Source organism: Trabulsiella odontotermitis (assembly GCF_030053895.1).
Taxonomy (GTDB): Bacteria; Pseudomonadota; Gammaproteobacteria; order Enterobacterales; family Enterobacteriaceae; genus Trabulsiella; species Trabulsiella odontotermitis_C.
Genome location: NZ_CP125781.1, coordinates 3,987,304 through 4,009,836 on the forward strand (window position 1 = coordinate 3,987,304; position 22,533 = coordinate 4,009,836).

Sequence of the window (22,533 nt, forward strand, 5' to 3'; positions counted from 1 at the left end):
TGGTTATTTTTTGAAGGCATCAGCCAGTTTTTGCGTGGCGGAACGGAACACGCCTAAATCGCTGCCCACGGCCACAAAAGTGGCGCCCCATTCCAGATAACGGCGTGCGTCGGCATCTACCGGCGCCAGAATGCCGGAGGGTTTCCCGTGGGCTTTAGCGCGCGCGAAAATGTGCTGAATGCACTTCTGTACATCCGGGTGCGACGCATTGCCGAGATGGCCCAGCGCCGCCGCTAAATCACTCGGGCCGACGAAAATGCCGTCCACGCCTGGGGTTGCCGCGATAGCATCAACGTTATCCACGCCGGTCTGACTTTCGATCTGCACCAGCACGGTGATGTTGCGATTTGACTGCGCGAAGTAGTCCGCCACAGTGCCAAACATGTTGGCGCGATGGGAGACGGAAACGCCACGAATGCCCTCTGGCGGATAGCGGGTCGATGCCACAGCACGTACCGCTTCCTCTTCGGTTTCAACAAACGGGATCAGGAAGTTATAGAAACCGATATCCAGCAAGCGCTTGATAATGACCGGCTCATTGGTCGGCACGCGTACCACCGGCGCGCTGGCGCTTCCCTTCAGCGCCATCAGTTGCGGAATAAAGGTGGTTACGTCGTTTGGTGCGTGCTCGCCATCCAGAACCAGCCAGTCAAAACCCGCCAGGCCCAGCACCTCGGTACTGATGGGGTTCGCCAGAGCAGACCAGCAGCCAATCTGCACCTGCTGCGCCGCCAGCGCCGCTTTGAATTTGTTCGGGAAGATATCGTTGTTCATCATCTGTACCTTTTGCTTATTCCTGCAATTCCATACGTTTAATGTCGCCCACCACGAACAGGTAGCAGACCATCGCCATCAGGGCAGAACAGCCGACGAAGACCAGCGCCATGTTGAACGAGTGCAGTTCACTGACCAGATAGCCAATCACCAGCGGCGTAACGATGGAAGCGACGTTACCAAATACGTTGAACACACCGCCGCACAGGCCAACAATCTCTTTCGGCGCAGTATCGGAAATCACCGGCCAGCCCAGCGCGCCAAAGCCTTTACCGAAGAATGCCAGCGCCATCAGGGTCACCACCAGCGTGGTATTATCGGTGTAGTTACACAGAATGATCGTTGATGCTAACAGCATTCCCAGCACAATCGGCAACTTACGGGCCAGCGTCAGGGAAGCGCCGCGTTTCAACAGATAATCCGAGAACACGCCGCCCAGTACGCCACCGGCGAAACCACACAGCGCGGGAATCGAGGCGACAAAACCCACTTTTAAAATCGACATTCCCTTCTCCTGCACCAGGTAAATCGGAAACCAGGTGAGGAAGAACCAGGTAATGGTGTTGATAAAATACTGGCCGAAGAACACGCCCAGCATCATGCGGTTGCTCAGCAACTGGCGGATGTAATCCAGTTTCGGTCCTTTTGCCGCGCTCACACCCGGTTTTTTGTGGTCCATATCGACCACCGCGCCGCCTTCAGAAATGAACTTCAGCTCTTTTTCCGACATCCGCGGATGTTCGGTTGGGTTATGAATGAACTTGATCCACACTGCGGTCAGTACAAAGCCGATGACGCCCATGACGGTAAAGACATGTTCCCAGCCCCACGCGAAAGTCAGCCAGCCCAACAACGGCGAGAAAATGGCGAGTGAGAAATACTGCGCTGAGTTAAAGATAGCCGACGCGGTGCCGCGCTCTTTGGTCGGGAACCAGGCGGCAACAATACGGGCGTTAGCGGGGAACGACGGCGCTTCGGAGAAGCCGAGCATAAAGCGCATGCAGAACATAGAAACGGCGGCCCATGCCATCGGGAACATGTCGACGAAACCCTGCAGGAAGGTAAACAGCGACCAGAAAAAGAGGCTCCAGGTGTATACCTTTTTCGAGCCAAACTTATCGAGCAGCCAGCCGCCGGGGATCTGCATCAACAGATATGCCCAGCCAAACGCGGAGAAGATGTATCCCATTGACACCGCGCTCAGTTGTAATTCTTTCGCCACATCCGTACCAGCAATAGACAGGGTGGCGCGATCGGCATAGTTAACTGCTGTCACAATAAAGATAATCAGCAATATTAAATAGCGGGTATGCATGCCTTTTTTAGTGTCTACTTCAGTATCCAGCATCATTTATTTATCCTCGGGTACAACACACCCTTTCTATTATTTTTTATTCCCAGGGTGCGGCTTTGCAGATTATTTATCGATAGCAGGTAATATCTACGTGTAGAACAAAAACCATTAAATCGTGATTCAGTATAATCAGCGTCCGGGAGTAACGCATTGTGCATGCCCACAAGAAACTTGTATTTTATAAACGGCTTTTCTGGCAACTGCACACACCCATGGGCGCTATTCCACAGATCCGATGATTGCTCGCCTTGCGGGGTATAGCGTCGCGATAATGAGTGATCTCGATCACAATATTACCTCTCAACTCCTGACATTCTTATTTTAAAAATACCGAGCCGTTATTTTTAGACATTATATTATCTACCGCTTCGCTGGAGAATACTGGACAATGGCTGATATTGAAATTCGACAAACGCCACCCACAGCGTTTTATATAAAAGTGCATGACACCGATAATGTGGCAATTATTGTCAATGATAATGGCCTGAAAGCAGGCACCCGATTTTCCGATGGGCTGGAACTGATTGAACATATTCCGCAAGGCCATAAAGTCGCTCTTGTCGATATTCCGCAGCACGGTGAAATCATTCGTTATGGCGAAGTGATTGGCTATGCAGTTCGCCCCATCGCCAAAGGTAGCTGGATTGACGAATCGCTGGTCGAGCTGCCCAAAGCGCCGCCGCTGAATACCTTGCCGCTGGCAACCCGCGTGCCTGAACCGCTGCCGCCGCTGGAGGGTTTCACGTTTGAAGGCTATCGCAATGCCGATGGTAGCGTGGGCACCAAAAACCTGCTCGGCATCACCACCAGCGTGCATTGCGTGGCGGGCGTCGTCGATTACGTGGTGAAGCTTATCGAGCGTGATCTGCTGCCGAAATATCCGAACGTAGATGGCGTTGTCGGGCTGAATCATCTGTACGGCTGCGGTGTTGCCATCAACGCACCGGCGGCGGTCGTGCCTATTCGCACCATCCATAATATTGCCCTTAACCCCAATTTTGGCGGCGAGGTGATGGTGATTGGCCTGGGCTGCGAAAAACTGCAGCCGGAGCGTTTGTTGCAGGGCACAGAAGACGTGCAGGCGATTCCGGTTGAGGAAGCCAGCATTGTGCGTTTGCAGGATGAACAACACGTCGGCTTCCGCTCAATGGTCGTCGACATTTTACAGGTGGCGGAGCGGCATCTGGCGAAACTGAATCAGCGCCAGCGCGAGACCTGCCCGGCTTCTGAACTGGTAGTGGGTATGCAGTGCGGCGGCAGTGACGCGTTTTCCGGCGTTACCGCCAACCCGGCGGTGGGTTATGCCTCCGATCTGCTGGTTCGCTGCGGCGCCACAGTGATGTTCTCGGAAGTGACCGAAGTGCGCGATGCTATCCATCTGCTGACGCCGCGCGCCGTTAACGAAGAGGTCGGCAAACGGCTGCTTGAAGAGATGGCCTGGTACGATAATTATCTCGATATGGGGCAAACCGACCGCAGCGCGAATCCCTCACCCGGCAACAAAAAAGGTGGTCTGGCCAACGTTGTTGAGAAAGCACTGGGCTCGATCGCGAAATCCGGCCAAAGCGCCATCGTCGAGGTGCTCTCCCCCGGACAGCGCCCGACAAAACGCGGGCTGATTTATGCCGCTACGCCTGCCAGCGATTTCGTCTGCGGCACCCAGCAGGTGGCGTCAGGGATCACCGTTCAGGTGTTTACCACCGGTCGCGGCACGCCATACGGCCTGATGGCGGTTCCGGTCATTAAAATGGCGACACGCACCGAACTGGCAAACCGCTGGTATGATCTGATGGATATCAATGCGGGGACTATCGCCACCGGCGAAGAAACCATTGAGGATGTGGGCTGGAAGTTGTTCCACTTCATTCTGGACGTGGCGAGCGGCCGCAAGAAAACCTTCTCGGATCAATGGGGCCTGCACAACCAGCTGGCGGTGTTTAACCCGGCGCCAGTGACCTGATGATGCTTTGCCGGGTGGCGCTACGCTTACCCGGCCTACAGGAGATGAGACCCGGCAACCCCTTTGCCGGGCGTTGCGCATTTATTCCCGTACCAGCACTACTTCTATTCCGACCCGCTGCAACTCTTTTAAACTTTCTTCCGGAACGCCATCGTCGGTAATCACCATATCAATGCGCTGCGTATCGATGATCTTATGCAGGCTGGAGCGGTTGAATTTGCTGGAGTCAGTGATCACGATAATGCGGTCGGCCACTTCGCACATGCGGCGGTTGAGTCGCGCTTCGTCTTCATTATGCGTGCTTACGCCGCGCTCAATATCAATGGCGTCTACGCCAAGAAACAGCATGTCGAAGTGATAATTCAGCAGCGACTGCTCCGCCTGGTCGCCATAAAACGAAAGCGACTGTCGGCGCAGGTGCCCGCCGGTCATGAGCAGTTCCACCCCTTCCGCCTCCAGTAACGCGGTACCAACGTTCATGCCGTTGGTCATGGCGATCACGTTCTGATGATGGCGCATGATGCGGGCAAGTTCATACGTGGTGGTCCCGGAGTCGAGGATCACCCGGTGGCCCGGCAGGATCAGCTCCGCCGCGGCGCTGGCAATGCGGCGCTTGAGCGCGGTGTTCAGCGAGCTTTTATCCTCAACGGAAGGCTCAATCCCCGACGTGGTGCTGTCGCAAATCAGCGCGCCGCCGTACGCGCGAACCGCAATACCTTGTCTTTCAAGAAACGCCAGATCGTTACGGATCGTCACCGTTGAAACGCCGAACAGCGCAGAAAGATCGTTCACCTGAACGCTTCCTTGCTGGCGCAATCGCTGGATGATCTGTTCCCGCCTTTCACTGGTCCCGGTGATTCGCTTATCTGCGGAAGAATCGGTGCTGCTCATAGATGATCCTTGGGTTGTATCTTTCGTTTCATTTCGTTTTGCCTATTAACTCCTTTCTTTTGAAGGAATGCAAGCCCTGAAATGCGGTTTCAGAGTGGTTCGCGCTAAGCTGAAAGCTTTCATTATGTTTCTTTTGTGAAACAGATCGGAAAATCAGTATCTTTCGTTTTATTTTTTTGAACCTCTGACGCAGTATTAAATGAAACAAAACGAAAGACAAATGCCGAACCCATCCTAAATGGAGAGGAAAGTGAAACATCTAACCGACATGGTGGAACAGCACAAACGCGGGAACGCCAATGGCATCTATGCCGTTTGTTCCGCACATCCTTTAGTGCTTGAATCCGCATTACGCTTCGCTCAACAACACCAGACGCCGCTACTGATTGAAGCCACCTCAAATCAGGTTGATCAGTATGGCGGTTATACCGGCATGACGCCCGCCGATTTTCGCGGTTTTGTCTGCCGACTGGCTGATCAGCTCAGTTTTCCCCCGTCCATGCTGATCCTTGGCGGCGACCATCTCGGACCAAACCGCTGGCAAAAATTGCCCTCCGCGGAGGCGATGGCCCACGCGGACGATCTGATTAAAAGCTACGTCGCCGCGGGCTTCAAGAAAATCCACCTCGACTGCAGCATGTCCTGCGCCGACGACCCGGTTCCGTTAACCGATGCAATCGTTGCCGCGCGCGCGGCCCGACTGGCGAAAATCGCCGAAGAAACCTGTCGCGAACATTTTGGCGAATCCGACCTGGTGTATGTCATCGGCACTGAAGTCCCGGTCCCTGGCGGCGCTCATGAAGCGCTGACCGAACTGGCGGTGACCACGCCGAAAGCCGCCCAGGATACGTTACAGGCGCATCAGGATGCCTTCGCAGCGCTGGGGCTGAGTGACATCTGGCCGCGCATCATCGCGCTGGTGGTGCAACCGGGCGTCGAATTTGACCATACCAACGTCATTGATTACCAGCCGCAGAAAGCCGTCGCGCTAAGCAAAATGGTCGAAGCGTACGACACGCTGATCTACGAAGCGCATTCTACGGATTACCAGACGCCACACGCGCTGCGCCAGTTGGTGGTGGATCACTTCGCCATTCTGAAAGTCGGCCCGGCATTGACCTTCGCACTACGTGAAGCGCTGTTCTCACTGGCCGCCGTCGAAGAAGAGTTGTTACCGGCGAAAGCCTGCTCCGGTTTGCGCCATGTGCTGGAAAACGTAATGCTCGACCGCCCCGAATACTGGCAAAGCCACTACCACGGCGATGGTAACGCCCGGCGTCTGGCACGGGGTTATAGCTATTCCGACCGCGTTCGTTACTACTGGCCGGACAAACACATTGATAGCGCCTTTGATAGCCTGGTGCGCAACCTGGCCGATGATCCTATTCCGCTGCCGCTGATAAGCCAGTACCTGCCTTTGCAGTACGCCAAAGTGCGCGAAGGCACGCTAAAGGCCACACCACGGGAACTCATTATCGATCACATTCAGGACATCCTGCGCCAGTACCACGACGCCTGTCAGAGCCGTCATAACGCATAACAAAGAAGAGGGAAATGCAATGCCAAACATCGTGTTAAGCCGTATCGATGAACGTTTGATTCACGGTCAGGTGGGCGTGCAATGGGTTGGATTTGCTGGCGCAAACCTGGTGTTAGTGGCCAACGACGAGGTCGCGGAAGATCCCGTACAGCAAAACCTGATGGAGATGGTGCTGGCCGAAGGGATCGCCGTTCGTTTCTGGACGCTGCAAAAAGTGATCGACAACATTCACCGCGCAGCCGATCGCCAGAAGATCCTGTTGGTCTGCAAGTCACCGGCGGATTTCCTCACGCTGGTGAAGGGTGGCGTGCCGATCACACGGATCAACGTCGGCAACATGCATTACGCCAATGGCAAGCAACAAATTGCGAAAACGGTGTCTGTCGACGCCACGGACATCGCCGCGCTGAACGGCCTGAAAACCGCCGGTGTGGAGTGCTTCGTGCAGGGCGTCCCAACAGAACCCGCGGTTGATATTTTTAAACTTCTCTGAGGGATACGCGATGGAAATCAGTCTGTTACAGGCTTTTTCTTTGGGCATACTCGCCTTTATCGCTGGACTGGACATGTTCAACGGCCTGACACATATGCACCGTCCGGTGGTGTTAGGTCCGCTGGTGGGTCTGATCCTGGGCGATCTGCATACCGGTATTTTGACAGGCGGTACGCTGGAACTGGTGTGGATGGGTCTTGCGCCGCTGGCCGGGGCGCAACCGCCTAACGTCATTATCGGTACTATCGTCGGCACCACTTTTGCCATCACCACAGGCGTAAAACCTGAGGTTGCGGTCGGTGTCGCCGTACCGTTCGCCGTTGCCGTGCAGATGGGGATCACCTTCCTGTTCTCGGTGATGTCCGGTGTGATGTCACGCTGCGACCGCATGGCCGCCAATGCGGACACCCGCGGCATCGAACGGGTTAACTATCTGGCGCTGCTGGCGCTCGGTATCTTCTATTTTCTCTGTGCGTTCCTGCCCATCTACTTTGGCGCGGAACACGCCAAAAGCGCGATTGATGTGCTGCCGCAGCGTCTGATCGACGGCCTCGGCGTCGCCGGGGGCATCATGCCGGCTATCGGTTTTGCCGTGCTGCTGAAAATCATGATGAAGAATGTCTACATTCCGTACTTTATCGTCGGTTTTGTTGCCGCCGCCTGGCTGAAACTGCCGGTACTGGCGATTGCTGCCGCGGCACTGGCGATGGCGCTGATCGATCTTCTGCGCAAAGACCCGGAACCTAAAGTGTCTCAGCCACAGAAAGAGGAATTTGAAGATGGCATCTAATCAAACCACCCTGCCGGGCGCTCCGGCGCAGGAAGAGACGCTGCTGTCTGGCGTAAACGAAAATATCTACGAAGATCAGTCCATTGGTGAGGAACTGACGAAGAAAGATATTAACCGGGTGGCATGGCGTTCGATGCTGCTTCAGGCCTCTTTCAACTATGAACGTATGCAGGCGTCCGGCTGGCTGTACGGTCTGCTGCCCGCGCTGAAGAAAATCCATACCAACAAGCGCGATCTCGCCCGGGCGATGAAAGGCCACATGGGGTTCTTTAACACCCACCCGTTCCTCGTCACGTTCGTTATCGGCATCATCCTGGCGATGGAACGTTCCAAGCAGGATGTGAACAGTATTCAGAACACCAAAATTGCTGTCGGCGCGCCGCTGGGCGGGATTGGCGACGCCATGTTCTGGCTGACGCTGCTGCCGATTTGCGGTGGTATCGGCGCCAGTCTGGCGTTGCAGGGATCGATTCTCGGCGCGATAGTCTTCCTGCTGTTGTTCAACGTGGTGCATCTGGGCCTGCGTTTCGGCCTTGCGCATTACTCTTATCGTATGGGCGTCGCGGCGATCCCTTTGATCAAAGCCAACACCAAAAAAGTGGGGCATGCGGCTTCTATCGTCGGGATGACGGTAATTGGCGCGCTGGTCGCCACCTACGTGCGGCTGAACACCACGCTGGAAATTACTGCTGGTGATGCCGTTGTTAAGTTGCAGGCTGACGTTATTGACAAGCTGATGCCTGCTTTCCTGCCGCTGGTTTACACGCTGACCATGTACGCGCTGGTGCGTCGTGGGTGGAGCCCGCTGCGTCTTATTGTTATCACCGTCATACTGGGTATTGTCGGTAAGTTTGCCCACTTCCTGTAAGTGATAAAGGAGTCATGATGATAGGCATTATTCTTTGCGGTCACGGTGGGTTTGCCAGCGGTCTGGAAAAGGCCATGAAGCAGATCCTCGGCAGTCAGCCGCAATTCATCGCCGTTGATTTTCCGGAAACCTCCAGCACGGCGTTGCTGACGTCGCAACTGGAAGTCGCAATGGGCGATCTCGATCCGAATGAGCAGATCGTATTCCTGACCGATCTGCTTGGCGGCACCCCTTTTCGTGTCGCATCAACCCTGGCGATGCAAAGACCGGGTTGCGAAGTGATCACCGGGACCAACCTGCAATTGCTGCTGGAAATGGCGCTGGAACGCGACGGGCTGAGCGGCGAAGAATTTCGCATCGGCGCGCTGGAAAGTGGCCATCGCGGCCTCACCAGCCTGGCCGATGAACTGAGCCGCAGCCGTGAAGAAACGCCTGACGAGGGAGGCATATGAGCCTTGTGCTACGCGCCAGACGGCTGCTGAGCGAACAGGGTTGGCTTGACGATCATCAACTCCGCATCGAGGACGGCGCAATCATCGCGATTGAGCCGATCCCGGCTGGCGTCACCGTGCGTGACGCCGAGCTGCTCTGCCCGGCGTATATCGATATTCACGTCCATGGCGGTGCCGGCGTTGATGTCATGGATGACGCCCCGCAGACGCTGGATACGCTGGCGATGCATAAAGCGCGTGAAGGGGTGGGTGCCTGGTGCCCCACCACCGTCACCGCGCCGCTGGACACCATTCATGCGGCTCTGAAACGCATTGCGGAACGCCGCCAGCGTGGCGGACCGGGCGCGCAGATCCTCGGCAGCTATCTCGAAGGCCCCTACTTCACGCCACAGAATAAAGGCGCTCATCCGCCGGAATGGTTTCGCGAACTGGATATCGCCGAGCTGGATGCGCTCATCGCGCTTGCGCAAGGCTCCCTGCGCGTGGTAGCGCTGGCGCCGGAAAAACCGGGCGCGCTACCGGCCATCAAACACCTGAAACAGCGCAGCGTGCGGGTCATGCTCGGACACAGCGCCGCAACATGGGCGCAGACCGTCGCCGCGTTTGACGCCGGTGCCGATGGGCTGGTGCACTGTTTTAACGGCATGACGGGGTTACATCACCGCGAGCCGGGCATGGTCGGCGCCGGGCTGACCGACAACCGCGCCAGGCTTGAGCTTATCGCTGATGGTCATCATGTCCATCCTGCGGCGATGCAGCTTTGCGCCCACTGCGCCGGAGAGCGGATCGTGCTCATCACCGACGCCATGCGGGCGGCGGGCATGCCGGACGGGCATTATGACATTTGTGGCTACGCCGTGGAAATGCGCGACGGCGTCGTGCGAACCGCCTCGGGTGGGCTGGCGGGAAGTACGCTGTCGCTTGATGTCGCCGTTCGAAATATGGTGCAGCAGGTGGGTGTCAGCCCGGAAGAGGCGATCGCCATGGCCTCGCTGCACCCGGCAAAACTCCTTGGGGTTGACGACCAACTGGGATCAATCCGTCCCGGCAAGCGCGCCAGCCTGATCGCGCTTGATAGCGCACTGCATTTGCAACAAACCTGGGTTCAAGGCCTGGCTATTCCCCTATAGCCCTTTCAGTGTGTGTCACTTTAGCCTGCAACGTCTCCATTGCGGGCTTTTTTTTCCTTTCCTCTTCTGAAAAAAGATCCGTCTTTAACAAAATAAAATTGTTTATTTATCAAAACGAAAGATTACATAGTTCCCTTTGCGATCACATTTTTCGTTTTATTTTCTTTTCGCACATTGAACTTTCGTTTTCTTTTTTGTAGATTTCAATTAGTAGATTCTGCAATTAAGTGAAACGAAACGAAAGTAAATGGCAGGTGCCGATTCGTATTTCGCTTTCACACGACTAAGGATTGAGTTATGCCTGATACCAACACGCCTTCTCTCACCCACACCGGAACCTGGACTGAAAAAGAGATCCGCCAGCAGCCTGTGACCTGGATCCGTTCGCTCGCCCATATCGACAGTATTCGCCGGGCGATCGACAACTTCCTGGCGCCTCTGCTGCGCAAAGAGGATCTGCAAATTGTCCTCACCGGCGCGGGAACGTCGGCATTTATTGGCGATATTATTACGCCGTGGCTTTCGCGCCACACCGGGAAAAATTTCTGCTCCGTTCCGACGACCGATCTGGTCACCAACCCTATGGATTATTTCAAAGCCGACAAGCCGCTGCTGCTGGTGTCGTTCGCTCGTTCAGGGAACAGCCCGGAAAGCGTGGCGGCGGTGGATCTGGCGAATCAGTTCGTGCCGGAAAGCTACCATCTGATGATCACCTGTAACGACGCAGGCAGCCTGTACCAGAACGCGCAGCACAGCGATAACGCCTTTGCCCTGCTGATGCCAGCCGAAACGCATGATCGCGGTTTCGCGATGACCAGCAGCATCACCACCATGATGGCCAGTTGCCTGGCGGTGTTCGCGCCGGAAGTCATCAACAGCCACACCTTCAAAGACGTTGCTGACCGTAGCCAGGCGATCCTCGACTCGCTGGGCGATTTCAGCCACGGCGTGTTTGGTCACCAGCCGTGGAAACGCATCGTGTATCTCGGTAGCGGCGGTCTGCAGGGCGTGGCACGGGAATCTGCGCTGAAAGTGCTGGAACTAACCGCCGGTCAACTGGCAGCGTTCTATGACTCGCCAACCGGTTTCCGTCACGGGCCGAAGTCGCTGGTCGACAAAGAAACGCTGGTGATCGTGCTGGTTTCAAGCCATCCGTACACCCGCCAGTATGACCTCGACCTGTTGGCCGAATTGCGCCGCGACGGTCAGGCGATGCACGTGGTGGCGATCGCGGCTGACGTTGATGACGTCATTAAGAGCGGCCCGCACATTACGCTGCCGCCTGCCCGCGCCTTTATCGATGTTGAACAGGTTTTCTGTTTCCTGATGTACGCGCAGGTCTTTGCCCTGACGGAATCCATCAGGATCGGCAACACGCCTGATACCCCTTCCGCCAGCGGAACGGTGAACCGTGTGGTTCAGGGCGTTATTATTCATCCGTGGCTTGCCTGAGGAGATTGAAAAAATGGGTATTATTTCAACGAAGTATCTTCTTCAGGATGCGCAGGCGAAGGGTTATGCCGTCCCTGCTTTCAACATCCATAACGCCGAAACCATTCAGGCGATCCTTGAAGTCTGCTATGAGATGCGCTCACCGGTGATCCTCGCCGGGACACCGGGCACCTTCAAACACATCGCCTTCGAAGAGATTTTCGCGCTATGTGAAGCCTACTCCGCGAGCTACGATATGCCGCTGGCGCTGCATCTCGATCACCACGAATCGCTGGCGGATATTCGCAACAAAGTGAACGCGGGCGTGCGCAGCGCCATGATCGACGGCAGCCACTTCCCGTTTGATGAAAACGTGAAACTGGTAAAATCGGTGGTGGATTTTTGCCATCGTCACGACTGCAGCGTGGAAGCGGAACTGGGCCGTCTTGGCGGCGTGGAAGATGATATGGACGTGGATGAAGAGAGCGCGTTCCTCACCGACCCGCAGGATGCCCGTCGCTTTGTCGCAGAGACCGGTGTTGACAGTCTGGCCGTTGCTATCGGTACCGCGCACGGTTTATACACCAAACGGCCGAAGATTGACTTCGCGCGACTGGAAAAAATCCGCGCGGTGGTTGATATACCGCTGGTGCTTCATGGTGCAAGCGATGTGCCGGACGAATTCGTTCGCCGCGCCATTGAGTTGGGCGTCTGCAAAGTCAACGTCGCCACCGAACTGAAAATTGCTTTTGCCGCCGCGGTGAAAAAATGGTTCGCCGACAACCCGGACGGAAACGATCCGCGTTATTACATGCGTGTCGGAATGGAAGCCATGAAAGAGGTGGTAAGAAACAAAATTAATGTTTGTGGCTCTATGAATAAGCTGACCGCGGACAGCGTCACAACATCATAAAAAAATATATCACTATCACAGAATTTGATTGCATCAGACACCCTGATGCAATCAATGTAAAAAATAACAGAGGCTATCTGTTATTAGCGGGGGAATGAATCAGGACGATGTTTTCAAAACGCTTATAGAGGATGGGCATAAACGATATTCACGATATTACAGGAATTCATGATATGAGCAGTCCAAATATTTTATTAACACGCATTGATAATCGTCTGGTTCATGGTCAGGTGGGTGTGACCTGGACAACTGCCATCGGCGCAAATCTGGTTGTGGTTGTTGATGATGACGTTGCGAAAGATGAAATGCAGCAGAAGTTAATGAGCTTTACTGCCGAAAACTATGGCTTCGGCATTCGCTTCTTCAGCATTGAAAAAACAATCAACATCATCGCTAAGGCCGCGCCACATCAGAAGATTTTCCTTATTTGCCGTACACCTTCTACGGTCAGAAAACTGCTGGAAGGGGGGGTACCGCTAAAAGATGTGAACGTGGGGAATATGCACTTTTCGGAAGGTAAAAAACAGATTAGCAGCAAAGTCTATGTCGACGAAAGCGATCTGAATGACCTGCGCTTTATTAAAAGCAATGGGGTAAATGTGTTTATTCAGGATGTTCCTGGCGATGCCAAAGAGAGCATTCCTGACTAACAACGCTGTCTCGATAAATTTTCAGGTAATATAATGACGACGAGGCAATAAAATGCATGAAATTACGCTTATTCAAGGCATATCGCTTGCCGCTCTTGTATTTGTTCTAGGGATCGATTTTTGGCTGGAAGCACTATTTCTTTTTCGCCCCATTATCGTTTGTACCCTCACGGGTGCGATTCTGGGTGATATTCACATCGGCTTAATTACTGGTGGTCTGACCGAACTGGCTTTCGCAGGGTTAACGCCTGCGGGCGGGGTTCAGCCACCTAACCCGATTATGGCGGGGGTAATGACAACCGTCATTGCCTGGTCTACCGGCGTCGATGCAAAAACGGCGATCGGGTTAGGCCTTCCCTTCAGTCTGTTAATGCAGTACATCATTCTGTTCTTCTATTCGGCGTTCTCGCTGTTCATGAACAAAGCCGACAGATGCGCCAGAGAGGCCAATACAGCCGCCTTTGCCCGTCTGAACTGGACGACCACGCTGATTGTGGCGTGTTCCTATTCCATTATTGCTTTCCTCTGTACCTATCTTGCTCAGGGCGCGATGCAGGCGCTGGTGAAATCCATGCCAGCGTGGCTGACGCACGGGTTTGAAGTTGCGGGCGGCATTCTGCCAGCCGTCGGTTTTGGTCTGTTGCTGCGTGTCATGTTTAAAGCACAGTACATTCCTTACTTCATCGCCGGTTTCCTGTTTGTTTGCTACATCCAGGTCAGCAACCTGCTGCCTGTTGCCGTGTTAGGGGCTGGCTTCGCGGTTTATGAATACTTCAACGCGAAAGCAAAAGCTAAAGAAAGCGCGCAAGCTCTGCCTGCCGCCGCCAAAAATGACGAAGAGGACTACAGCAATGGGATCTGAAATCAGTAAAAAAGATATCACTCGCTTAGGGTTTCGCTCCTCATTGCTCCAGGCGAGTTTTAACTACGAACGCATGCAGGCAGGCGGTTTCACCTGGGCGATGCTGCCGCTGCTGAAAAAGATCTACAAAAACGACAAAGCCGGGCTCAGCGCGGCGATGAAGGATAACCTGGAGTTTATTAACACCCACCCAAACCTGGTGGGCTTCCTGATGGGCCTGCTGATTTCCATGGAGGAGAAAGGCGAAGATCGTAACACTATCAAAGGGTTAAAAGTCGCCCTCTTTGGCCCAATCGCGGGTATCGGCGATGCGATTTTCTGGTTCACCTTGCTGCCGATCATGGCGGGTATTTGTTCGTCCTTCGCCAGCCAGGGCAACCTGCTGGGGCCGATTCTGTTCTTCGCGGTCTACCTCGCCATTTTCTTCCTGCGCGTGGGCTGGACGCACGTCGGCTATACGGTGGGGATCAAAGCCATCGACAAGGTGCGAGAAAACTCGCAGATGATTGCCCGTTCGGCGACGATCCTCGGTATCACCGTGATCGGCGGGCTTATCGCGTCGTACGTTCACATTAACGTGGTAACCACTTTCGCCATCGACGCCACCCACAACGTTGCGCTGCAGCAAGACTTCTTCGACAAGGTGTTCCCTAACCTGCTGCCGATGGGCTATACGCTGCTGATGTACTATCTGCTGCGGGTGAAAAAAGCGCACCCTGTCGTGCTGATCGCTGTGACGTTTGTGCTCGCGATTCTGGGTTCGGCGTTGGGAGTGCTGTAAATGAAAGCGATCGCCTTCGCCTCGTTTGCTGATTACCGTGCGCTGAGTGAAGCGGCCTGCGCCAGGCTTCTTGCCCTTGTTCGCCGCAAACCTGACGCGGTTATCTGTCTGGCGACGGGGGCGACGCCTTTGCTCACCTATCAGTTGTTTGTTCAGGCGGTGAAGGCGCAGCGGCTGGATGTCAGCCAGCTGACCTTCGTCAAACTGGATGAATGGGTTGGATTGCCCGCAAATGCTGCGGGCACCTGTGAGACTTTCCTGCAACAGCACATCATTCAGCCGCTCGCTATCACCGACGAGCAGTACATTGCTTTCAATGCTGAAACGGCGGATGAGTGCGAGTGTGTTCGCATCGTCGACAGGATTATGCACCGCGGTGGGCTGGATTTGTGCCTGTTAGGTCTTGGGAAGAACGGTCATCTCGGCCTTAATGAACCAGCCGCGTTTTTGCAGCCGTCGTGTCATATCGCCCGGCTTGATAGCCAGACGCGTCAGCACGACATGATTAAGCACGCCGGTTTACCGATAGAACACGGCATCACACTGGGTTTGCGGGATATTCTGGCCGCCAGAGAGATACTGTTTCTGGTGGCGGGCGACGGCAAACAGCGCGCGTTTACCGCGTTCTGCGAAGGAAAGGTCACCACTGAGCTTCCCGCCTCGCTGCTGTGGTTGCATCCTGATACCACCTGTCTGTACGACAGATCATCGCTCCCTTCTTTCTGCACAAATTAGCTGAAATGCCTGATGGCGCTTCGCTTATCAGGCCTACTCCTATGGCTGTTTGTAGGCCGGATAAGGCGTTATCGCCGTCATCCGGCAAAACTCAATACGTGATTACCCTTGCTGCTCCAGTGCGTATTTGTACAGCGCGTTTTTCTTCACGCCGTGGATTTCTGCCGCCAGCGCCGCCGCTTTTTTCAGCGGTAGTTCGGCCTGCAGCAGCGCCAGCGTGCGCAAAGCGTCGGCGGGCAGTGCATCTTCCTGCGCCTTATGACCTTCGACAATCAGCACCATTTCGCCCTTGCGGCGGTTTTCATCTTCTTTCACCCACGCCAGCAGTTCGCCGACTGGCGCCCCGTAGATAGATTCCCAGGTTTTGGTCAGTTCGCGCGCCAGCACCACGTAGCGGGATTCGCCAAGCACCGCGCAGACATCTTCCAGACTCTCCAGCAGACGATGGGTCGATTCATAAAAAATCAGTGTGCGCGGCTCTTCTTCCAGCGCTTTCAGCGCGTCACGGCGCGCTTTGGATTTAGCGGGCAAAAAGCCTTCGTAGCAGAAACGGTCCGAAGGCAGACCGGCGGCACTCAGTGCGGCGATGGCTGCGCACGGCCCCGGCAGTGGCACCACGCGGATCCCGGCTTCCCGGCAGGTGCGCACCAGGTGGTAGCCCGGGTCGTTAATCAACGGCGTACCGGCATCTGACACCAGCGCGATGTTCTGCCCTTCCTGCAGTTTTGCCAGCAGCGTTTCCGACTTTTGCTGTTCGTTATGGTCATGAAGAGCAAATAAGCGGGCATTAATCGCAAAATGCTGTAACAGTAAACCCGTATGACGGGTGTCTTCGGCGGCGATAAGATCGACATCCTGCAACACGGTCAGCGCACGCTGGGTAATGTCAGCCAGATTCCCGATCGGAGTGGGAACAATATAGAGCTGACCTTGAGAATTATCTGCGGAATCGTGTTGTTTCATTGTTTCGTCCGTATAGCCGATTTAATATTGAGCATTGCGTATAAAAATAACCACTGGATACAGTATGGTACCGTCTACTTTTCTTCGATCAAAAGCCGCACGCTGTCTGCCTCTTGTTGTGGCAGCGTTACTTTTCGCCGGCTGTGGCACCCAGCCTACTGACCAGAGCACGGCTCACCTTCAGGGCGCCGCGCAGGCTAACTCTGGTTACTATCTGCAGCAGATGCAACAAAGCGCTGATGATAGCAAGACCAACTGGCAATTACTCGCCATTCGTGCATTGCTCAAAGAGGGTAAAAGCCAGCAGGCGAGTGAATTGTTCAGCCAGTTGCCGCAAGAGCTGAATGCAGACCAGCGCCAGGAGCAGTCGTTGCTGGCGGTAGAGCTGAAACTGGCGCAGAAAGATTTCACAGGTGCCCAGGCGCTGCTGGCGAAAATCGACGTGTCTGGTCTCGAAGAGGCGCAGCAGGCGCGATTCTGGCAGGACAGTATCACCGCCCGGCAGGGGCGACCGTCACTCACCTTGCTGCGGGCGCTGATTGCGCAGGAGCCGCTGCTGGCGACGGCGCAGGATAAACAGAAAAATATCGATGCCACCTGGCAGGCGCTCTCCTCCATGACGCAGGATCAGGCGAACGCGCTGGTCATCAATGCCGACGAAAACGTACTGCAGGGCTGGCTGGATTTGCAACGTGTCTGGTTTGATAACCGCAATGATCCCAACATGATGAAAGCAGGCGTCCAGGACTGGCAGACCCGCTATCCACAAAACCCCGGAGCGAAAATGCTGCCGACGCAACTGGTGAATGTGCAGAATTTCAAACCGGCGTCAGTGAACACCATCGCGCTGATGCTGCCGCTGAACGGTCAGGCCGCCGTCTTTGGTCGTACTATCCAGCAGGGTTTTGAAGCGGCGAAAAACGGCAACATTGGTGCTGTTGCCGGTAGCGCAGTGCCTGAGCAAGTCGCTCAGGTCGCCAATGCTAATCAGAGCGTGATCAGCCCGGCGCAGGCCGAAGTCAGTGATCTGACCGCCGAAGGGACGACGGAGCCACCGCAGGCACCAGTCCCGCAGCAACCTCAGGCACCGGTTCAGACCCCCGCCGCCGATCAGGCTCAGCCGCAGGAACAGGCACCAGCACAGACGCCGGCACCGGCAACGCCAAATAGCGCACAGCCGACGCAGGCCGTTGCTGTCACGCCGGCGAATCCGTCCGCAGTGCTGAAAATCTACGACACCACCGCGCAGCCGATGGATCAACTGCTGGCGCAGGCGCAGCAGGATGGTGCGTCGCTGGTCGTCGGGCCGCTGTTAAAAAACAACGTTGAAGAGCTGCTCAAAACCAACACACCGCTGAACGTACTGGCGCTGAACCAGCCGGAAAAGGTCGAGAACCGGGCGAATATCTGCTACTTCGCCCTCTCCCCGGAAGATGAAGCCCGCGATGCGGCACGTCATATTCACGAGCAGGGCAAACAGTCTCCGCTGCTGTTGCTTCCGCGCAGTGATCTCGGCAACCGCGTCGCCACCGCTTTTGCCGAAGAGTGGCAGACTCTGGGCGGCGGTATCGTTCTTCAGCAGCGTTTTGGTTCTGCTGCGGAACTGAGAATGGGCATTAATGGCGGTTCAGGCATCGCGCTGACTGGCAGCCCGGTGGCCTCCAGCCTGCCGCAACAGCAGGGCGTGATCATTGGCGGGCTGAACATTCCGGCGCCGCCGACCGACGCACAGATCACCAGCGGCAGCAAAGTCGATGCAGCCTATATCATCGCCACGCCGGAAGAGATTGCCTATATCAAACCGATGATCGCGATGCGCAACGGCAGTCAGACGGGCACCACACTGTACGCGAGCTCCCGCAGCGCCGGTGGCGTCGCCGGGCCGGATTTCCGTCTCGAAATGGAAGGATTGCAGTTCAGCGAAATTCCGATGCTGGCGGGCAGCAACCCTGCGCTGATGCAGCAGGCGCTGGGCGCCGTGCGTAATGATTACTCTCTGGCGCGCCTGTACGCGATGGGCGCCGATGCCTGGGCGCTGGCGAACCATTTTTCACAGATGCGCCAGATGCCGGGCTTTGAACTGAACGGCAATACCGGCGATCTGAGCGCCGATTCTGACTGCGTGATTAACAGGAAGTTATCATGGCTCCAGTACCAGCAGGGACAGGTCGTCCCAGCCAGTTAAGCCGGAAACAGATCGGCGACGCGTGGGAACTTCGCGCGCGTCGCTGGCTGGAAAATCAGGGATTGCGGTTTATCGCCGCCAACATACGCGAACGAAACGGTGAAATCGACCTCATTATGCGAGAGGGGCGCGTCACCGTTTTTATTGAGGTTCGCTTCCGGCAATCCGCACACTATGGCGGAGCCGCCGCCAGCGTGACCCGTAGCAAACAACAGAAACTCCTGCAAACGGCCCGCCTGTGGCTCGCCCGTCACAATGGGAGTTTTGATACTGTGGATTGCCGTTTTGATGTGGTAGCCTTCACGGGCAACGAAATCGAATGGCTCAAAAACGCCTTCGGCGAATAGCGTCAGCTTGAAATGTTAAGGGAAATCGTGCTCGAAAGAATTAAAGTCTGCTTTACGGAAAGCATTCAAACCCAGATAGCAGCGGCGGAAGCCCTCCCGGATGCCATCTCCCGTGCGGCAATGACGTTGGTACAGTCCCTGCTAAACGGCAACAAAATTCTCTGTTGTGGCAATGGCACCTCTGCCGCCAACGCACAGCATTTTGCTGCCAGCATGATCAATCGCTTCGAAACAGAACGCCCCAGTTTACCGGCGATTGCACTAAATACGGATAATGTGGTCTTAACGGCGATTGCGAACGATCGCCTGCATGATGAAGTCTATGCAAAACAGGTACGTGCGCTGGGCCATGCCGGTGATGTGCTGCTGGCTATCTCGACGCGCGGCAACAGCCGCGATATCGTGAAAGCCGTGGAAGCCGCCGTGACCCGGGATATGACCATTGTGGCCTTAACCGGCTATGACGGCGGTGAACTGGCGGGTTTACTCGGGCAACAGGATGTCGAAATTCGCGTCCCTTCCCACCGCAGCGCACGCATTCAGGAAATGCATATGCTCACGGTTAACTGTCTGTGCGATCTGATTGATAACACGCTCTTCCCACACCAGGACGATTAAGGAGTACATATGAAGGTGAAGGTATTTTCGCCCCTCGCAGTCCTTATTACCGCGCTGCTGCTTCAGGGATGCGTTGCTGCAGCCGTTGTCGGCACTGCAGCCGTTGGCACCAAAGCCGCCACCGACCCGCGTACCGTAGGCACGCAGGTGGACGATGGCACGCTGGAACTTCGCGTCAACAGCGCCCTGTCAAAAGATGAACAACTGAAGAAAGAAGCCCGTATTAACGTTACGGCGTATCAGGGCAAAGTGCTGCTGGTCGGCCAGGCGCCGAATACCGAACTCGCCTCGCGCGCCAAACAAATCGCCATGGGCGTGGACGGCGCAACGGAAGTGTTTAACGAAATCCGTCAGGGCGCGCCCGTCAGCATCGGCACTGCGTCTTCGGATACCTGGATCACCACCAAAGTCCGCTCTCAGTTGCTGAGCAGCGATCAGGTGAAATCCTCTAACGTGAAAGTGACGACGGAAAACGGCGAAGTGTTCCTGATGGGTCTGGTGACCGATCGTGAAGGGAAAGCCGCCGCCGATATCGCGAGCCGTGTGAGTGGTGTTAAGCACGTCACCACGGCGTTCACCTACCTGAAGTAAATGAATCGCCCGGTCACGCGAAGTGCGCCGGGCGTTTTCTGCTTACAGTAACGCAATTCCCCCCACCACGGCGCCACACAGGGCCACCAGCGTACCGGTCAGCCACAACGCTTTCGCCGGGAAGGCTTTTCGCAGCATAATCAGCGACGGCACGCTCACGGCCGGCAGCGTAATCAGCAATGCCAGCGCAGGTGCGGTGCCCATACCGGCGAGCATCATCGTTTGTACGATAGGGATTTCCGCCGCCGTTGGGATCACGAACAGACAACCGGCAATCGCCATCGCCACCACCCAGAACAGCGTGTTGCTGACTAAGCCATCCGCATGCGGGAACAGCCAGACGCGAGCCGCACCGAGAACCAGCACCGCCAGAATGTAAACCGGGATGGTATTCCAGAACAGCGACCACAGCGCGTTCAGCCAGCGGGACAGGAAGCTACCCTGCGGTTGCGTCACTTCCAGCGCTACCGGCGAAGGTTGTTGCGCGGTCTCTTTCACCCATATTTGCACCAGCGTCGCCACCACCAGCACTGTCGCCAGCCCGGCCACAAAGCGGATAAGGGTAAACTGCCAGCCGAGAACAAAACCCATAAACACCAGCGTTGCCGGGTTAAGCAACGGGTTACCCATCCAGAACGCCAGCGCGCCGCCCATCGACACCTGCTGACGACGCATTCCGGCCGCCACCGGCGCGGCGCAACAGGTGCACATCATGCCCGGCAGGGAAAACAGCGTCCCCAGCAGCGTGCCGCGAAAACGGCTCTGCCCCAGCGTGCGCAGCAGCCAGTCACGGGGGATCAACACCTGAATTAATGAGCCGAGAACAACGCCCAGCACCGCGGCTTTCCAGACAGCAAGAAAATAGACCAGCGCGTAATCCCACGCAGCGCGGAGCGGATTGCTATCCGCCTGAGCAAGAATGGATTTACCGATGCTGTGCGTTTCGGCGGCGGTGAAGGCTTTGCCGTAATACGGTTGCCATTTCACATACCAGAGACCAACGATAACGACGAGAAAAAAGAGTGCGGGTTTCCACCACTGAAACGGTGTCGCCGCCTGAGATGAAGACTGACCAGCCATAGCATTCCCCAGGGATTTTGAAGTGAAGTCGGGGAATATTACGCCTCGTTTTCGGCAATTTCACGCAGTTTTGCGGAGGAGATGATGTTTACTCCTTCCTGAGCAGGCGAGAGCGCTTCGCGTAGCATCGCGCTTGCCACATCTCTGGCGGCAATCGACTTCCAGTTTCCCGGCAACAGCGAGAACAGCGGCGCCAGCAACGACTCGTTCAGACGGTGTTTTGATCTTTCGCCAAGCAGCATCGACGGACGCACAATCGTGAGTCGTTCCCATGCCTGCGCCATCAGCGCCGCTTCCATTTCGCCCTTCACGCGGTTGTAGAAAAAGGGAGAATGCGCATTCGCCCCCATCGAACTGACCACCAGCATATGCTTCGCCCCCAGCCGCAGACCGGTCAGCGCGGTATCCACCACCAGGGTGTAATCGGCATGCACAAACGCCTCTTTACTGCCCGCTTCACGGCGGGTGGTGCCCAGACAGCAAAAAACGATATCGACAGGATCAGTCACCTGTGCGAGCGCGTCGGTGAGCTGAGGATCGTGGGGATTGAACACGCCAGGCACATCACTCAACGGGCGACGCGTCGGCGCCGCGATAGCGCTGATGCGTGGCTCCTGAATCAACATCCGCAGTAAGTGCCCACCAACCAAACCGGTGGCGCCGGTGATAAGAACCTGACTCATGTATTACTCCTGACGCAACCAGTGGATTTTTTTACCAAACCCCAGCGTATTGTCAGTGAATTTTAGCTCATCGACACGGATTTCCCACACCGGCGCCGACATCGCTCTGGCGATCGGAAACCGCCGGTTGTAACGCGCGCGCGCAGCCTCGCTTTCGTCACCCTCAAGCCGCCGGATTTCACCCTTAAACTGTACGCCGCGGATCAGCGCCACGGTTTTCGGCTGGCCGTTGACAGTTCCCGCTACCGGGGCGTTGTTGCCCGACATCTGCGCGTGCCGGGTGTTATCCTCAGTGAGCAGATAAAACGCTACATTTTGCGGGTCATAGAGATAAAAGGCATTGGCGCACCAGAGATCGCCTGCGTTTGCAACGCACCACGTCACGACATGTTGTTTCATCAGCCAGCGACTGATGACATCAGGAGTTTCCATCTGGTTCTTT

General features: G+C 55.8%; 24 protein-coding genes. 17 read left to right on the top strand and 7 right to left on the bottom strand.

Going from position 1 to position 22,533, the window contains the following annotated elements:
* Nucleotides 1–3 precede the first annotated feature (3 nt).
* Entirely contained in the window at nt 4–774 is a 771-nt protein-coding gene (gene garL / locus QMG90_RS18875) for a 2-dehydro-3-deoxyglucarate aldolase (protein ID WP_283284006.1), read from the bottom strand.
* Nucleotides 775–790: 16 nt separating this feature from the next.
* Nucleotides 791–2,125 carry an MFS transporter gene (locus tag QMG90_RS18880; RefSeq protein WP_283281211.1) on the bottom strand — a complete coding sequence of 445 codons (1,335 nt, stop codon included), beginning with the start codon at nt 2,123–2,125 and terminating at the stop codon, nt 791–793.
* Nucleotides 2,126–2,516: 391 nt separating this feature from the next.
* Here QMG90_RS18880 and garD point away from each other — a divergent pair, with 391 nt between their 5' ends.
* Nucleotides 2,517–4,088, top strand: a complete 1,572-nt coding sequence (gene garD, locus QMG90_RS18885) for a galactarate dehydratase (RefSeq protein WP_283281212.1) — start codon at nt 2,517–2,519, stop codon at nt 4,086–4,088.
* A gap of 81 nt (nt 4,089–4,169) precedes the next feature.
* On the opposite strand, the gene QMG90_RS18890 is transcribed toward garD, so the two are convergent.
* Nucleotides 4,170–4,979: a DeoR family transcriptional regulator gene (locus QMG90_RS18890; RefSeq protein ID WP_283281213.1), complete on the bottom strand. Its 810-nt coding sequence runs from the start codon at nt 4,977–4,979 to the stop codon at nt 4,170–4,172.
* A 250-nt stretch (nt 4,980–5,229) separates the two neighbouring features.
* Between QMG90_RS18890 and kbaZ the strand changes: the two genes are divergently transcribed.
* From kbaZ to QMG90_RS18950, 12 genes are all read left to right on the top strand, one after another.
* Nucleotides 5,230–6,519 carry a tagatose-bisphosphate aldolase subunit KbaZ gene (gene kbaZ, locus QMG90_RS18895; protein WP_283281216.1) on the top strand — a complete coding sequence of 430 codons (1,290 nt, stop codon included), beginning with the start codon at nt 5,230–5,232 and terminating at the stop codon, nt 6,517–6,519.
* Between the two features lie 19 nt (nt 6,520–6,538).
* Nucleotides 6,539–7,012, top strand: a complete 474-nt coding sequence (gene agaV, locus QMG90_RS18900) for a PTS N-acetylgalactosamine transporter subunit IIB (RefSeq protein WP_054178187.1) — start codon at nt 6,539–6,541, stop codon at nt 7,010–7,012.
* Nucleotides 7,013–7,022: 10 nt separating this feature from the next.
* Entirely contained in the window at nt 7,023–7,802 is a 780-nt protein-coding gene (gene agaW, locus QMG90_RS18905) for a PTS N-acetylgalactosamine transporter subunit IIC (RefSeq protein ID WP_283281218.1), read from the top strand.
* Complete coding sequence (gene agaE, locus QMG90_RS18910; protein WP_283281220.1) at nt 7,792–8,670, top strand: PTS N-acetylgalactosamine transporter subunit IID; 879 nt, start codon at nt 7,792–7,794, stop codon at nt 8,668–8,670. Before agaW ends, agaE begins: the two co-directional genes overlap by 11 nt.
* Nucleotides 8,671–8,687: 17 nt before the next feature.
* On the top strand, nt 8,688–9,122 hold the full coding sequence (gene agaF / locus QMG90_RS18915) for a PTS galactosamine/N-acetylgalactosamine transporter subunit IIA (RefSeq protein ID WP_283284007.1): 435 nt from the start codon (nt 8,688–8,690) through the stop codon (nt 9,120–9,122).
* Nucleotides 9,119–10,252, top strand: a complete 1,134-nt coding sequence (gene nagA, locus QMG90_RS18920; RefSeq protein WP_283281222.1) for an N-acetylglucosamine-6-phosphate deacetylase — start codon at nt 9,119–9,121, stop codon at nt 10,250–10,252. Before agaF ends, nagA begins: the two co-directional genes overlap by 4 nt.
* A gap of 297 nt (nt 10,253–10,549) precedes the next feature.
* Nucleotides 10,550–11,704: an SIS domain-containing protein gene (locus QMG90_RS18925; protein ID WP_283281225.1), complete on the top strand. Its 1,155-nt coding sequence runs from the start codon at nt 10,550–10,552 to the stop codon at nt 11,702–11,704.
* Nucleotides 11,705–11,717: 13 nt separating this feature from the next.
* Entirely contained in the window at nt 11,718–12,596 is an 879-nt protein-coding gene (gene kbaY / locus QMG90_RS18930; protein ID WP_283281226.1) for a tagatose-bisphosphate aldolase subunit KbaY, read from the top strand.
* Nucleotides 12,597–12,769: 173 nt separating this feature from the next.
* On the top strand, nt 12,770–13,246 hold the full coding sequence (gene agaB, locus QMG90_RS18935; RefSeq protein WP_283281228.1) for a PTS galactosamine transporter subunit IIB: 477 nt from the start codon (nt 12,770–12,772) through the stop codon (nt 13,244–13,246).
* Nucleotides 13,247–13,298: 52 nt separating this feature from the next.
* A complete protein-coding gene (gene agaC, locus QMG90_RS18940) occupies nt 13,299–14,108 on the top strand; it encodes a PTS galactosamine transporter subunit IIC (protein WP_283281229.1) in 810 nt (269 codons plus the stop codon).
* Nucleotides 14,098–14,889 (top strand): PTS galactosamine transporter subunit IID, encoded by a 792-nt coding sequence (gene agaD / locus QMG90_RS18945; protein ID WP_283281231.1) that lies wholly within the window; start codon nt 14,098–14,100, stop codon nt 14,887–14,889. The genes agaC and agaD overlap by 11 nt, the downstream gene beginning before the upstream one ends.
* Nucleotides 14,890–15,624 carry a galactosamine-6-phosphate isomerase gene (locus QMG90_RS18950; RefSeq protein WP_283281232.1) on the top strand — a complete coding sequence of 245 codons (735 nt, stop codon included), beginning with the start codon at nt 14,890–14,892 and terminating at the stop codon, nt 15,622–15,624.
* 102 nt (nt 15,625–15,726) lie between these two features.
* Here the strand turns inward: QMG90_RS18950 and rsmI are convergent, their stop codons facing one another.
* Nucleotides 15,727–16,587: a 16S rRNA (cytidine(1402)-2'-O)-methyltransferase gene (gene rsmI / locus QMG90_RS18955; protein ID WP_283281233.1), complete on the bottom strand. Its 861-nt coding sequence runs from the start codon at nt 16,585–16,587 to the stop codon at nt 15,727–15,729.
* Between the two features lie 64 nt (nt 16,588–16,651).
* Here rsmI and QMG90_RS18960 point away from each other — a divergent pair, with 64 nt between their 5' ends.
* Genes QMG90_RS18960 through dolP form a run of 4 tightly spaced genes read left to right on the top strand, consistent with a single transcriptional unit; the run spans nt 16,652 to nt 20,328 of the window.
* Nucleotides 16,652–18,772: a penicillin-binding protein activator gene (locus QMG90_RS18960; RefSeq protein WP_283281235.1), complete on the top strand. Its 2,121-nt coding sequence runs from the start codon at nt 16,652–16,654 to the stop codon at nt 18,770–18,772.
* On the top strand, nt 18,730–19,119 hold the full coding sequence (locus tag QMG90_RS18965) for a YraN family protein (RefSeq protein WP_283281236.1): 390 nt from the start codon (nt 18,730–18,732) through the stop codon (nt 19,117–19,119). Before QMG90_RS18960 ends, QMG90_RS18965 begins: the two co-directional genes overlap by 43 nt.
* Nucleotides 19,120–19,146: 27 nt before the next feature.
* On the top strand, nt 19,147–19,737 hold the full coding sequence (gene diaA, locus QMG90_RS18970; RefSeq protein ID WP_049857052.1) for a DnaA initiator-associating protein DiaA: 591 nt from the start codon (nt 19,147–19,149) through the stop codon (nt 19,735–19,737).
* Between the two features lie 15 nt (nt 19,738–19,752).
* Nucleotides 19,753–20,328: a division/outer membrane stress-associated lipid-binding lipoprotein gene (dolP, locus tag QMG90_RS18975; RefSeq protein ID WP_038156151.1), complete on the top strand. Its 576-nt coding sequence runs from the start codon at nt 19,753–19,755 to the stop codon at nt 20,326–20,328.
* Between the two features lie 42 nt (nt 20,329–20,370).
* Here the strand turns inward: dolP and QMG90_RS18980 are convergent, their stop codons facing one another.
* From QMG90_RS18980 to QMG90_RS18990, 3 genes are read right to left on the bottom strand one after another with little or no spacing between them, the layout of a single operon-like run.
* Nucleotides 20,371–21,408, bottom strand: coding sequence for a permease (locus QMG90_RS18980; RefSeq protein WP_283281237.1), 1,038 nt, complete (start codon nt 21,406–21,408; stop codon nt 20,371–20,373).
* Nucleotides 21,409–21,446: 38 nt separating this feature from the next.
* Complete coding sequence (locus QMG90_RS18985) at nt 21,447–22,091, bottom strand: NAD(P)H-binding protein (protein WP_283281239.1); 645 nt, start codon at nt 22,089–22,091, stop codon at nt 21,447–21,449.
* A 3-nt stretch (nt 22,092–22,094) separates the two neighbouring features.
* A complete protein-coding gene (locus tag QMG90_RS18990; protein ID WP_283281241.1) occupies nt 22,095–22,523 on the bottom strand; it encodes a YhbP family protein in 429 nt (142 codons plus the stop codon).
* Nucleotides 22,524–22,533 lie beyond the last annotated feature (10 nt).